We start from the raw sequence: 12,936 nt of genomic DNA, 5'->3' as shown, positions 1-12,936 counted from the left end.
TTAGGATAGAAAATGAGTTATATACCTTATGTAGTTGAAAAAACTGGTCGAGGAGAGAGAAGCTATGATATTTATTCACGACTTTTAAAAGATAGAATTATCATGTTAAGCGGAGAGATAAATGATGCAGTTGCTTCAACTGTAGTAGCTCAACTTCTATTTTTAGAAGCTGAAGACCCTGAAAAAGATATCTATTTATATATAAACTCTCCAGGTGGTGTAGTAACTAGTGGAATGTCTATTTTTGACACTATGAACTATATAAAACCAGATGTTTGTACTATATGTATTGGTCAAGCTGCATCTATGGGTGCATTTTTATTAAGCAGTGGAACTAAAGGGAAAAGATACTCTTTACCAAATTCAAGAATTATGATTCATCAACCACTTGGTGGTGCTAGAGGTCAGGCAACTGATATTCAAATTCAAGCACGTGAGATTCAAAGACTAAAAGATACACTAAACTCTATTTTAGCTAGTCAAACTGGTCAAGATATTTCAACTATTGAAAAAGATACAGATAGAGATAATTTTATGAGTGCAGCAGAAGCTTGTAGTTATGGATTAATCGATGAAGTTATCGAAAAACATAAATAAGAAAAGCAATGATTAGAGAGATTATTACATATCCAAATAAACTACTTAGAACAAAATCAAAAGATGTAGAGAGGTTTGATAGCGAACTTCATACACTTTTGGATGATATGTATGAAACCATGATAGCTTCAAATGGAGTTGGTCTTGCAGCCATTCAGATTGCTATTCCACTTAATATTTTAATCATAAATCCTATAAATGAAGATGACATTCAAAATAAAGACGACTTAATAGAAGCAATAAATCCAAAAATCACTCATAAAGATGGAGAGCAAGTATATCAAGAGGGTTGTCTTAGTGTTCCTGGATTTTATGAAGATATCACAAGAGCGAAACATATTATTGTGGAGTATTATAATAGATTTGGAGAAAAACAAACTATAGAGTGTGAAGATTTCTTAGCTGTTGCTTGGCAACATGAAATGGAACATTTGGAAGGACATGTTTTTATAGAAAATCTATCTTTTACAAAACGACAAAAGTTTGAAAAAGAGTGGAAAAATAAGATAAAATCTAAAAAATAGATTTTATCTTATATACTTTTTGAAATAATATTAAAAACAATTACACTTAAAAAAATATTTGAAAAAATCCAAATATTCCAAAAAAACAACCTTTCAAAATTTGTAGCAAAAACAGTCTTGAAGTTTATAGGACAAGATTTAATTGCTAAAAAAACTGCTAAAATAATAGCTATAATAAAACTATAAAAATTTATTTGAGCAAAAATAATTGTAAAAAATGAGAAAAATGGTGCAAAAACTGTAAGAGCAAAAAGTTTGCCATAATCTTTTCTTCTTCTATCACCATTAAAGTAACCAACAGTAAAACCACAATTTGGACAAATTGTACCCATTCTTGATAAAATCTTATTATCACAATTTGGGCACTTTATAAGTTCAGTCATCTATCATTCCTAAAATTTTATATTATTATATCCACAATCTTTTTAATCAATAGAAGATAAAAATTATGTAAACCTATTTTTTACTTTACTTTGTTATCTTTTTTAGATAAAATTCATCTTTAAATATGGGGATGACTTGGTATCGATTAGAGTAGTGAATTTTAGTTGCATGTCGGCCTGAACATGCCGTTACGCGGTTCATTTTTTTTAGACGCAAATAATACAAATTACGCTCCAGCTTACGCTAAAGCTGCGTAAGTTTTAACAAACTTTGACTCGCCCTAAAGGCTTGAGTCTACGGAGACTTGCACTACAGATTCTATCTATGTAGATAAATGCAGGTTCACAACAGATAGATTATCTTTTAAAAATTGATTTGCTTTAAAAGAGAAATTTTAAATCTTAACTCTATATTTGCTTTTGGAAGTTGAGTTTATATTGAGTGACATTTTTCAACTTTGCTAAACATGTAGACGCTACTATGAACTATTTTAAGACTGCGGTTCGATCCCGCACATCTCCACCAATTACTCAAAAACAAACCCCCTAAAAAAGGGCTTTAATTTTACTCATTTTGCTTGGTGGCTCACCATTGTAGCACAATTTAATTTCCAAAATTATATTTAATTATACTTAAAAATAAATTCTTAATCTTTAAATAAAATAAGTTATCTAGCTAGTATTTAATAAAACATGTCAAATTAAGTATGAGGAAAATATTTATAAGATTATCAGAAACATCTTTGAAAGTTCAACAATTAAATCTCCAAGATATATAGATTAATAAAAGGTATTTAGAGGCACTAAATTATAACTAATTATATATTTAATAATTAAATGAAAATATTTTTAATTATAACAATCTAGTAAAATTTTCTCAAAAATCTCACCTCTAATTATTCTAGATTTCTTATCATTTACTGCTTCTTTAGCATACATAAAGTATTGTTCTAATCCATAAGAAAATTCATCTATAATTGTATGTGTTGAATTGAATTTTTTATTCTCTTCATCAATATATTCTAATCTTTCTTTCAATAAACTAATATTAATATTTGAATAATCCATTTTACTCAACTCTATTATCATTGTAAAAATATTAGCCTTGTTAAACCAATATGATTTATCATTTAAAGATAATCTTTCAATAAAATCAATTATAGGTAATAATAAATTCTTTATTTGTGTCGCAGAAGGATAATCTTCATTATACTTATCAAGATAATTATCAATTTCACCTCTACGATTAAAATACCCTAATTCTAAAGATATAACTAATGTCATAATAAATTGTAAATCATTCATTCTCCTAATATCGTTATCATTAAATACTTTTTTAAAAATATTTGATACTTTTTTCCTATCTACTAATGAAACCAATGTTATATTATTATCTTGAACAAAAGGTTGAGATAAATCTATTTCTTCATCAACTAATTGTTTACAAAAAATCATAAATGAATTATTATGATAAGAAGCATTCATCTTTTCATTTGTATTTAAAGAATATTCTGTATTATTTATTCTTTTAAAAATTTCTTGAATTGTATCTATATTAATTTTACCTAAATCTCTTACTACAACTTTATATGATAAAAAGATTTCTTGTTCAGCACTTGATAGTTCATTAAAAGGCTTAACTACATTTTGTGATTTAAAATCACCTTCTGATGAAATATAATCATAAATAGTTGAAAGCCTTTGTTGTCCATCAACAACCCAATCAATAGAGGTTAATTTACTTGTATCCATACTACCAGTTGATATATAAATTTCTGGGAAAGGATAATTTTTTAATATAGTTTCAATAAAATGATATTTATGTATTTTTTTCCATACTAATTTTCTTTGAAAGAATGGCCTTAAAACAAGTTCTCCTACTTTAATTTGATTATATAATTTTAATATTCTCGTATCAGTTGAAGATAAACTTGCTTGTATAATTTCTATTGACATCTCGAATTTTCCTCTTCTTCTAAATAATTTTGTATTTTTTCTATATTTTTTAAATGATAATTAATTAAATAAAAATATGATTTATAAATTCCAATATTAATTTTTCTATTATATTTCTTTCTTAATGCTTTAAGCTCTAAATCTATTTCTTCACTTAAAAATTTATAATCTAAAGGCATTTTATCAGAACGAAGCCATCCTTTTAATAAATATGTTGAAAAATCTTGGTAATATACCTTATTTAATTTTCTATCAGTACCTCTTTCTATTCCACAAAATTTCTCATTAATAAATTTAATATGATAGCCACCTAAATAATTATAAAGTTTTTCTAATTCTTCTTCAAAAAATACAGATGAAATTATTGCTACATCTATATCTGATTCTTCATTATCTCCATCAGGAAATTCTCTAAAAGAATTAAATTTATACTTATTTTTTGACGGAGATATACTAAAACCTAATTGAGATGAACCAACTATAAATATATCAGGTATATTTATAGAAAAGATTTTGCTAATCTCATTTTTTAAATTAAATTCTTTTCTATCAATTTTTAAAAAATACCAATTTGGTCTACTTATTAAATAATCTTCAACTATATCATTTAATTTTGATTTACAAGTGGTAAGGATATCCATTTTAAATTCATCTAATAATTCCATGTAATAATCATAACTTTTATATCATAAATAAATATTTAAAATTTCTGATACTTTTTATAAAATAAGATAAAAGGACAAAGGAGAATGGCAGAGCCATTCCCCTTATGTCCAAATTTGAGAAAGAATTGATTATTTATTAATCCAATTTTGAAAATATTTAATCATTGAGTTTTGAACATCTTGAGATAAAAAAGGAGTTTGTAATAACACTTTTTCACTACTTAATCCATCTTTAAATATAACTCTACCTTTTGGAAAATCTTGAACTCTTGTTCTTGTTATTTCTTCTACTTCTTCATTTAATCCAATGGAATTATTTATATTAAATTGGCTACTTGTTCTAAGTAAAAAAGAGCCTTGTAAATTAGTAAGCACATTTGTAGGAATATTTGTTGAATCTATCTTTTGAGAAAATATTAATAAGAGAACTTTTGAAGCTCTACCCTTTTGCCCTATTTCTATAAGGTTATTAAAGATATTCTCTTTTAGCTTTTTATCAAAATGAGTGGATATTGTGCCTATTTCATCAATAAGGCAAATCCTGAAATTTCCATTATAAGTTAAATCTTTTTTCTCTTTCATTTCTTTAAATCTGTTATTCATCTCATTTTTTAGATTTTCAAATAAGTTATTTGCTTCTTCTATATTATCTGTAAAAGTTGTATTATTTAGCTCATATCTACTTAATTCAACTCCTTTCAAATCTATAAAATCTAAATGTTCTATATATTGGCTATTCTGTAATAATGAAAATATAATCATATTCAAGAAATTTGATTTTCCACTTCCACTTTCTCCACAACAAATGGAAGATGTTAAGTTTTCTAAAGGTAAATAATAAGAGCCATCTTTATTATGTCCTAGATATATATTTTTATCTTTTAGTAATCCAATATGCCAATCAAATTTTTTAGGAAGTTTAAAAAGTTTAATAGCTACTTCTTTTTTATTATGTGCTTTTATTTCAAACTCTACTTCATTTTTATCTTCATATCCCAATAGATGGATAATCCTATCTTTTAAATCTATATAGGCTTTTTTATCAATAGATAATCTATTTTTAAAAAAATATGTATTACTTTTTTTATCATATATTTTAAATTTATCTAGGTATATTTTAGATTCTTTTTGTTCATTATTTACCCTATTAAATAGCTTTAAAGAATAAGGCAATATATGAAATTTATAATATTTTATATAATAAATTAATCTTTCAATAAATACTACTAAGCCAGAAACTAAAAATAAGTATTTATACTTTTCTACTTCATCAAGGGCTGCTCCATTTTTAGTGAAAAATATCACTAAAAATAGACCCAAAAATAAAACAGCCAAATGAATACCTAAATTAACTATAAATAATCTAAGCATATATAACATACTATTTTATCTCTTTATGAAATTTAATATTATCACTTTGAGAGTAGTATAAATTTCCATTTATAGCAGCCATTGTTACTGGAACAGATACAACTAAATCTTTTTCAAGTTTTGAAATATCAGCTTCATTTGTAATTTTTACTTTTATAATCTCAATTCCTTTACTTTCACTCTCCATTAAAAACTGCGCATAAACTGTTTTTTTATCTTCAAATTTTTTCTCTAAAACTGTTATTATTTTTCCATTTATTGTTATATTTGTCATTTTTATATTCTCCTATAAATTAATTTTTATAAAATCTTGTTTAGTATAAATTTCCCTTTTTTTATAGCTAACCTTTAAATCTTTTATTTTGTAATACTTAGCATTTTTCTCACTTGTAAGTTTTACTCTAAATAAAGAATTTTTTGCCCCTAAACTTATAATTTCTCTATTACTATTTTTTAAAATAGTTTTTTCAATAAAAAAATTATCTTGAATAAAAAGATAGATTGGAAGACCTACGCGTCGGCATTCTATATCTATTTTCTCTTTCATTGAAACTATCTTATCATCAATTTTAAAATTAATCCTATTTTTTTCAACAAATGAAACAGATTTATATATTTTTTTATAAACCATAACATTTAAAGGTAATAATGAAGTTGTAAGAACCCTTATTTTGTGGTATCTTTTCCAACCATCAAGTATTCTAGCTTTTAAAATATCGCTTGAATTGTTTAAATCTTTAATAATATATTTTAGTAAATATTTTGAAGCAAAATTTATATTTTCTTTAAAACTTACTTCTTCAAAATCAATTCTATCTAATTTAAAATATTCAACTACTCTTTTAAATGTTGTTCTTACCATATCAAAGCATTCAAGCGGAAAATATAAAACTAGGTGAAGATGAGGGATTGTTGTTTGGTGGTTTTCTATTGCTTTAACATAATATAAATCATCTTTTACATAGTTTTTTACTCTTTTATAAAATATTTGATAAATACTGTTTAATTCTTGGTATCCATTACTTACAGCTTCTTTTATACTAATAAAAGCGAACTCTTTATTTTCTTCTACATAAAGCCTACCTTTAGAAGTTGTTATGCTTCTAAAAGGGTGATATTTTGATGGTAAAGTAAGAGTTATAAATACACTACAAAATTCTTTTCTTTTAGCTAACTCTTGAATTGTTAAGGCTCTTTGTTCAGCAATCTTGGAATATTCCTTATATTTTTTTTCAAAATCATATTCTACATTTAAAAATTCACCTGATTTTTTATTTAAAAAGCCCGTATTTCGTAGGTATGATTTTTGTTTATTCTCTTTTAAAATTGAGTGATTAATATAAAATTTTATATTCTCTTGTAGTTCAGCATATAGCTTTGAATTGTTTTGTAATTTTTTTGAATAGTATCCTTTCATTTTTTTGTCCTCTTGTATTTTTATATATATACAAGTTAGGACAAAAAATCGGACGTTTTTATCTTTTAAAATAAAGGTTTCATATTTCTAGTACTATAATAAAGGTCAGTTGTTCTAAAAGTTATATCAGTTTTTGGTGTAAATGTACCTGCCATATTTGTAAAACCTGTATATACAGGTATTACTTCAAAATCACTTGATAAGCTTTTTACCTCTTTTAAAGTATTTAGTGAAATTATTCTAGCTGGTTCATTGTTATAAGCAGTTTTAACATCTTTTCTATCTATATGAGAATGTAGTTCTAGCTCAAATTTCAAATTTTTATTATTAAATACCTTTAAAACTACTTCATTACCAGATTGTAAGAATTGTATTTTATCATCATTAGTAGATAATACATATGATTTTTTATTTACAATATCATAAGCTTCTAATATATTTTGTCCACCAAAAACACCTGTTGAATATATAACATAAACTATATCATTTCTAATACCTAATATTCTTGCCGTTCTTATATAATCTTTTTTAATCTTATCTAATTCAAATGTTTCCTCTTTAAGCATATTTGAAAATCGTTGAGCAATTATTTTTCTATCTGCACCATATAATGTTTCAATACCATATATTCCAGATTTACTAACATCTATATTATAATTACCCATAGGATTAGAGAAAGTTTTATTATAACCTTGGCTACCACTTAAATCTAGATTTTTATTTATAAGTTTGAATGTTTTTCCATCAAAATTATAAACATTATCATAAATAGTACTTTGATTTCTTTCTAGTTTAGTTAGTAATAAAAATTTATTATCATCTACAAACCAAGATATAGCATTTGCTTTAAATTCCTCTATTACAACTTTAGAACTATTTTTAATTTTAAAATGAGATTCATTTTTAACTAAAACTTTTAATATATAAAATGTTTCATTATTTATCACAAAACTTGTAAGAATATCTCCTTCTGAATCAAAAATTTTTGAGCCATCTTTTAAAATCAATACTCCTTTTGAAATTTTTCCAGTATTACTATTTAAAACTATCTCTTCTTTAACAAGAGGTGTTAAACTAAGTGGTGGAGTGCTTGTGGCACAACCTGTAAATCCGATTCCTAAAGCACCTATTAGTGCGATATGTAATAAACTTTTTTTCATTCTTACACCTTTATTATTTACCAAATCTAAAATTAAAAGCTAGATTTACTCTATCTGTGTCAAATTTTATATCATTTGTCCACTCTAACTTTGAATGTTTATATTTTGCTTCTATCTCAAAACCATTTGAAAATTTATAAGCTATTCCAAATCCTGCTGTTGTTCCATCAAAGCCATTATCTGTTCTACTTCCTCCTATATATCCTGCTGTATAAGCATAACTTCCATTTATTGATAAATTTTTAGTTATATCATAAGTTATGATTGGATAAATATCAGCTAATATTCCTAAATCTTCATCAGAAACATTTGAAGCATCAAAAATCTCTAAATTTGTTCCTAAACCAAAATATAAATCTCCAAATACATTTTTTTCAAATTTAGTAATAAATCCAACAGATGCTCCAGCATCAACATTTTCAAATTTTATACTTCCTAAAGATATTCCAAATACTCCTCTATCTACAATATCAGCATTTGCCGATGTTAAAAGTAAGCTTCCTACAATTCCACTTAATAATACTTTTTTCATTTTTCTCCTTTTATTTATTTTAATAAAGGCTATAGTAATTTTAACCTGTTATTACAGGGTATTTTAAAATATTATTCCTTAAATAATAACCTGTAATTACAGATTGATAATTTTTACTTATTCAAATAGTATCACTCTGTAATAATAGAGGGTAAATTTAATGGAAAATTTTAAAAATATAGAAGATTTTACCGAAGAAAAAAAAGAAGAATTCTATAAGAATATTGGGAAGAATGTAGCAAGAATAAGAAAAAAACATAGGCTATCACAACTTAAACTAAGCCAACTAATAGGGCATAAATCAACTTCACTTTTAAGTGGTGCTGAAATTTACTATAACAAACAACATTTTTCACTTGAACATTTAGCGATTATATCTTATGTATTAAATGAAGATATAGAAGAATTTTTTAAAGAATAATTAATGACCGAAGCTGAATTAAATAATAAATTAATTAATCTTGGTAAATATAGAATTACCAATAATAAAAATGTTGATTCATCAAAAAAATATGATTTATTTTATTTTATTATTCAAGATAAAAATATTTATAAATCAGGTCATATTAAATTAAGTAATACCGAGAGGCTTACAAATTTTATTGAATCAAATTCTTTATATGAATATATAGATAAAAAAATTTTAAATAATAATCATCATTTAGATAAAAAATATTTTAAAAGTTATATTTATTGTATTCCAAGAGAACAAATAACAAAAGAAAAATACTCAATATTAATCGATATAACGTTAAAAACTGAAATGGAATCAGTTTCTTTTAATTTAAATTTTTTAAAAAATGTAAATATTGATTATACTAAAATAGGCACTATATTTTTACTGATATATATGTCAATGTCATATATGATATTATCAAATAGTGGATTTAATATAAAAAACTTAGATAGTTTAAATATCATTATATCTATAATATTTTTTCAAGTAGCTTCTATCATATCAATTTTACCTTCTTCTTTTATAATAGGTCTCTCAAAAACTTCTTATGTTTTTTTAATTATTTTTGGATTATTTATTATTTTTAAAATACTCAAAAATTATAATATCTACTATGTTATTTCTTTTTCTATTTATTTTTTGAAACATATCATAATATTTATAATTAAATTTATCTTTACACTATTAATTAGTATAGGAATTATATATATTTTATACTCTCCTTTTGCTTTTAGTTTTGATAACTTTAAATTACATACTAGATTTAAAGATTTTTCAAATGATAATGAAATATTTAAATTATATTTGGATAAAACAGGTTATCCTAAAATAATTTATAAAAATGAAATTAATAATATAACTGAGAAATATATTTTAATGGGAATAGAATCAAATAATTATTTAGTTTACAATGTAGATAAAGTTATAGAATATATAAAAGATATTGATTCTTTAATAAATCAAAGTGAAAAATTAAAAATATATATCCCTATAGAGCAATTTTGTAGAAATATAAATGATATAGATGATGAAATAGCCATTTTATATCAAGTTTTAAAAAATTCTGTTGTATCAAAACCAAGAAATATTGAATGGCTGAATACAAATGATTCTAATATAACTATAAAACCTTTTAAATTTGAAGAATTTAACTTGAATTATAATGAAATAGATAAAAAATGTATCAAACTTATAGAAAAAATCAATCAGGAACGTAATAATAATTAATTAAAATAGTTTTTCTACCTCTTTTTTAATATTTGAAAAATCAAAATCATCATATTTAACTTCCACTAAAATTTCATATAAAAAATCAGGCTCAAAATATCTATTTCCATATCTATTAAATAATTCAGAATCAGTTGCTCCCGTATGTCCCATCAGGCTTTCTCCCCTTTTATCTTGTAAAGCTTTTGGAATATGTTTTATTTTATTAGCAAAAGAGTGTCGTAATGAATAAAAAGATTTTCTGTCTAAATTTTCAAGTTCCAGTTTTTTTAATTTACTATTAAATGTATCTTCGCATCTTCTAACTGTATTATTTATCTCTTTTTTAATATCTTTATCTTTTAACATATCTACAAAAATAAATTTTTGTTTCTCTTTTTTTCGTTTATTTACAAACTCTAAAAATTTTAAATCTTTTATAAATATTTCTGTTAAAGGTAATTTCCTTTTTGTGTTATCTGTTTTTTCTTTTTTTACTCCGTCTAATTCTTCATCACCACTTGAATTTTCTTTTGAAACTTTTAGATAATAAATAGTATTTCCTTTAGAATCTTTTGTTTCTTTTAAATCATTTACCATTAGTTGCCCAGCTTCAATTGGTCGCATTCCCAAAAACATAGTTAAAAAAATCCCATATACTTTTAAAGGGTCATTTTTTAGTGTAAAAAGAAGTTTTTTATTCAAATAATCGAACTCATTAAATACTGTTCTTAATTCATCATCATTTAATAATAGCCTTTCAGTGCTTGAATCACTTTTTATTCTATATCTTTGTAAAACAATACCATTTAAAGGTGTTTTAAAACCATATTTTTTAGAACAAAAATCAATGAAACCTGTTATTTGCTCAAAATGTTTATTTTGTGTTCTTTCAGATATAACATTTATTTTTTCATACTCTTTCATAAAAATTTTATTTTTTCTATCTTCAAGAATATTTTTCATAAATTCTACTTGTTGATGAATATTCAAATCTCTTGTTATTTTGATTTTATTTCTATTTGTTGGCATATTTGAAATAATATCTTCTAAATATTCTAAATCTTTTGTAGTAAGTTTACTTAGTTTTTTATTTTGGAATACTTCATTTACTAGATAATAACTAGGGCTATAATCATCAAGAGTAGCTGTTGATAATTTCCTTTTTGTTTTTGTATGTGAAAGATATTTATTAACCATAACTTCAAATACATCTTCTTCAATATCTTCATCTTCATTTTCACTATTTAGATATATATGTTTTACTTTCTCTTTTTTATGTTTTTTAATTGAATCTTCAACACTATATCCCTCAAATCTTTCTAAATCAGTTTTTAATATTTCTCCATAATATTTAAAGATTTTCCAATAAAACTCTTTCATTTCTCTCAATTCTTCAAGTTCATTTTTTTCAATCATTGAAATTGGGATTATTTCATTTTCAACATATTTTTTAACTTCTGTTAGTTCTCTTTTTTTATCTAACTTATTATGTTGTTTTAGTTGATAAAGTAAAGCTTTTTTTGTGCTGCCTTCATAAACTTCTCCATCTTTTTCTATTGTGTTTTTTTCGTGTCTTAAATCTTCATAGATACTATTTTCTTCCATAGCATTTTGAAAATAGTTATATAATATTTCATCCATCTTTTCACTTGTCATAATAACCCCTGATTCAAAATATACATTTACCCAATAATTGAGTAAACTTGCCAACTTCTTCGCTGTATTGTAGCACTTCGTAGATAATGATTTTCTAATAAAATGATTTCTAGTTTTTGACAGTTTAGAATCTACCCTTTTTTTAAAATAGTAAACTCCATTTCTTCTTTGTAAATAGTTCAACTTTTCACCTTTAGTGGCTCACTGTTGTAGCCCACCAAAGAAAAAAGAGATAAAGATTCGATATTTAGAGCATAGTAGAGAATAATTCCATTTTTAGGAAATCACATCTCCACCATTTATTATAAAAACATCCTACTTTATTTCTCAAATATAGCTTTTAATGCTGGGTAAATACTTTTTTCATAAACTTCATTCATATTCCCATTTTCACTTAAGTAATGTGTATATTTTGAAAATCTATCATCTCCAATATTCCACCAAGCTGGATAAGTAGCATAATTTAAATAAATATGAGTCTTATCTTGTGGTGGATTTTTTACTACTATGTAAAAAAGCAAAGGATTTTTTATGTATTTTACTTTGTCTTTAAATTTATTTATTTTTTCTAAAAGTATAATATTAGGTTTTTTCTTTTTCCAAGATAATTTTTCATTCTCATCAAAGTTTAAAACATACAAAATTTCTTTATCCCAAATTACATCTCTATATTGCCAAAGAAGTTCATTTTCTAATTCTTTAAAATCTTTAACTTCATTTTTATATTTTACTTCTACCATATAACTTTCAAGTTTTTTTATTCCTTTAGAATCATAAATCCTTGAAATCAATAAATCAGGATAAGAACGAATAGAATCATATAATTCTGAGGAAGAATCACTTTTTTTAGAACTTTGATTTAAGTGTTTAGAAAATCTTTGAGCAAATTTCTCAATACCAGTATATTCAACATCATATCCCAATGCACTAAAATGTGAATGACATATTGATTCTGCTAAATCTCCTAATATTTTATTTGTGATAAAGTTTTTATTCATTTTATTCCTAT

14 protein-coding genes and 1 other RNA gene are annotated in these 12,936 nt (G+C 24.0%); 5 read left to right on the top strand and 10 right to left on the bottom strand.

Annotated features, from left to right (window positions below; translation table 11 throughout):
• The first annotated feature begins 12 nt into the window (after positions 1 to 12).
• Together clpP and def are read left to right on the top strand one after the other, a co-directional pair.
• On the top strand, positions 13 to 597 hold the full coding sequence (gene clpP, locus ATR_RS02875) for an ATP-dependent Clp endopeptidase proteolytic subunit ClpP (RefSeq protein WP_115427985.1): 585 nt from the start codon (positions 13 to 15) through the stop codon (positions 595 to 597).
• An 8-nt stretch (positions 598 to 605) separates the two neighbouring features.
• On the top strand, positions 606 to 1,121 hold the full coding sequence (gene def, locus ATR_RS02870; protein ID WP_115427984.1) for a peptide deformylase: 516 nt from the start codon (positions 606 to 608) through the stop codon (positions 1,119 to 1,121).
• A gap of 8 nt (positions 1,122 to 1,129) precedes the next feature.
• On the opposite strand, the gene ATR_RS02865 is transcribed toward def, so the two are convergent.
• Complete coding sequence (locus ATR_RS02865; protein WP_115427983.1) at positions 1,130 to 1,504, bottom strand: hypothetical protein; 375 nt, start codon at positions 1,502 to 1,504, stop codon at positions 1,130 to 1,132.
• A 127-nt stretch (positions 1,505 to 1,631) separates the two neighbouring features.
• Between ATR_RS02865 and ssrA the strand changes: the two genes are divergently transcribed.
• Positions 1,632 to 2,030: a transfer-messenger RNA gene (ssrA, locus tag ATR_RS02860) on the top strand.
• 323 nt (positions 2,031 to 2,353) lie between these two features.
• Here ssrA and ATR_RS02855 read toward each other — a convergent pair.
• From ATR_RS02855 to ATR_RS02825, 7 genes are all read right to left on the bottom strand, one after another.
• Positions 2,354 to 3,460, bottom strand: a complete 1,107-nt coding sequence (locus ATR_RS02855) for a DUF262 domain-containing protein (RefSeq protein ID WP_115427982.1) — start codon at positions 3,458 to 3,460, stop codon at positions 2,354 to 2,356.
• Positions 3,451 to 4,125: a hypothetical protein gene (locus ATR_RS02850; protein ID WP_115427981.1), complete on the bottom strand. Its 675-nt coding sequence runs from the start codon at positions 4,123 to 4,125 to the stop codon at positions 3,451 to 3,453. Before ATR_RS02850 ends, ATR_RS02855 begins: the two co-directional genes overlap by 10 nt.
• A gap of 129 nt (positions 4,126 to 4,254) precedes the next feature.
• On the bottom strand, positions 4,255 to 5,496 hold the full coding sequence (locus tag ATR_RS02845) for an FtsK/SpoIIIE domain-containing protein (RefSeq protein WP_170126878.1): 1,242 nt from the start codon (positions 5,494 to 5,496) through the stop codon (positions 4,255 to 4,257).
• A 10-nt stretch (positions 5,497 to 5,506) separates the two neighbouring features.
• Positions 5,507 to 5,770, bottom strand: a complete 264-nt coding sequence (locus tag ATR_RS02840; protein WP_115427979.1) for a hypothetical protein — start codon at positions 5,768 to 5,770, stop codon at positions 5,507 to 5,509.
• A 12-nt stretch (positions 5,771 to 5,782) separates the two neighbouring features.
• A complete protein-coding gene (locus ATR_RS02835; protein WP_115427978.1) occupies positions 5,783 to 6,913 on the bottom strand; it encodes a replication endonuclease in 1,131 nt (376 codons plus the stop codon).
• A 65-nt stretch (positions 6,914 to 6,978) separates the two neighbouring features.
• Positions 6,979 to 8,073: a hypothetical protein gene (locus ATR_RS02830; protein ID WP_115427977.1), complete on the bottom strand. Its 1,095-nt coding sequence runs from the start codon at positions 8,071 to 8,073 to the stop codon at positions 6,979 to 6,981.
• Between the two features lie 13 nt (positions 8,074 to 8,086).
• Positions 8,087 to 8,605, bottom strand: a complete 519-nt coding sequence (locus ATR_RS02825) for a porin family protein (RefSeq protein ID WP_115427976.1) — start codon at positions 8,603 to 8,605, stop codon at positions 8,087 to 8,089.
• 160 nt (positions 8,606 to 8,765) lie between these two features.
• On the opposite strand from ATR_RS02825, the gene ATR_RS02820 reads away from it, so the two are divergent.
• Both ATR_RS02820 and ATR_RS02815 read left to right on the top strand, forming a co-directional pair.
• The gene (locus ATR_RS02820) at positions 8,766 to 9,026 is read left to right on the top strand and encodes a helix-turn-helix domain-containing protein (protein ID WP_115427975.1); all 261 of its coding nucleotides are present in this window, start codon (positions 8,766 to 8,768) and stop codon (positions 9,024 to 9,026) included.
• A 3-nt stretch (positions 9,027 to 9,029) separates the two neighbouring features.
• Positions 9,030 to 10,289, top strand: coding sequence for a hypothetical protein (locus ATR_RS02815; protein ID WP_115427974.1), 1,260 nt, complete (start codon positions 9,030 to 9,032; stop codon positions 10,287 to 10,289).
• On the opposite strand, the gene ATR_RS02810 is transcribed toward ATR_RS02815, so the two are convergent.
• Together ATR_RS02810 and ATR_RS02805 are read right to left on the bottom strand one after the other, a co-directional pair.
• Positions 10,290 to 12,110: a DUF6538 domain-containing protein gene (locus ATR_RS02810; RefSeq protein WP_128997263.1), complete on the bottom strand. Its 1,821-nt coding sequence runs from the start codon at positions 12,108 to 12,110 to the stop codon at positions 10,290 to 10,292.
• Between the two features lie 137 nt (positions 12,111 to 12,247).
• Positions 12,248 to 12,925: a hypothetical protein gene (locus ATR_RS02805; protein WP_115427972.1), complete on the bottom strand. Its 678-nt coding sequence runs from the start codon at positions 12,923 to 12,925 to the stop codon at positions 12,248 to 12,250.
• Positions 12,926 to 12,936 lie beyond the last annotated feature (11 nt).

The organism is Aliarcobacter trophiarum LMG 25534 (assembly GCF_003355515.1).
Taxonomy (GTDB): domain Bacteria; phylum Campylobacterota; class Campylobacteria; order Campylobacterales; family Arcobacteraceae; genus Aliarcobacter; species Aliarcobacter trophiarum.
This window is presented reverse-complemented; position numbering and strand designations above follow the sequence as displayed.

What these genes read in the sequence shown, in the direction of transcription:
- clpP (WP_115427985.1), top strand. Translation starts at nt 13, where the DNA reads ATGAGTTATATACCTTATGTAGTTGAAAAAACTGGTCGAGGAGAGAGA.
- def (WP_115427984.1), top strand. Translation starts at nt 606, where the DNA reads ATGATTAGAGAGATTATTACATATCCAAATAAACTACTTAGAACAAAA.
- ATR_RS02865 (WP_115427983.1), bottom strand. Translation starts at nt 1,504, where the DNA reads ATGACTGAACTTATAAAGTGCCCAAATTGTGATAATAAGATTTTATCA.
- ATR_RS02855 (WP_115427982.1), bottom strand. Translation starts at nt 3,460, where the DNA reads ATGTCAATAGAAATTATACAAGCAAGTTTATCTTCAACTGATACGAGA.
- ATR_RS02850 (WP_115427981.1), bottom strand. Translation starts at nt 4,125, where the DNA reads ATGGAATTATTAGATGAATTTAAAATGGATATCCTTACCACTTGTAAA.
- ATR_RS02845 (WP_170126878.1), bottom strand. Translation starts at nt 5,496, where the DNA reads ATGCTTAGATTATTTATAGTTAATTTAGGTATTCATTTGGCTGTTTTA.
- ATR_RS02840 (WP_115427979.1), bottom strand. Translation starts at nt 5,770, where the DNA reads ATGACAAATATAACAATAAATGGAAAAATAATAACAGTTTTAGAGAAA.
- ATR_RS02835 (WP_115427978.1), bottom strand. Translation starts at nt 6,913, where the DNA reads ATGAAAGGATACTATTCAAAAAAATTACAAAACAATTCAAAGCTATAT.
- ATR_RS02830 (WP_115427977.1), bottom strand. Translation starts at nt 8,073, where the DNA reads ATGAAAAAAAGTTTATTACATATCGCACTAATAGGTGCTTTAGGAATC.
- ATR_RS02825 (WP_115427976.1), bottom strand. Translation starts at nt 8,605, where the DNA reads ATGAAAAAAGTATTATTAAGTGGAATTGTAGGAAGCTTACTTTTAACA.
- ATR_RS02820 (WP_115427975.1), top strand. Translation starts at nt 8,766, where the DNA reads ATGGAAAATTTTAAAAATATAGAAGATTTTACCGAAGAAAAAAAAGAA.
- ATR_RS02815 (WP_115427974.1), top strand. Translation starts at nt 9,030, where the DNA reads ATGACCGAAGCTGAATTAAATAATAAATTAATTAATCTTGGTAAATAT.
- ATR_RS02805 (WP_115427972.1), bottom strand. Translation starts at nt 12,925, where the DNA reads ATGAATAAAAACTTTATCACAAATAAAATATTAGGAGATTTAGCAGAA.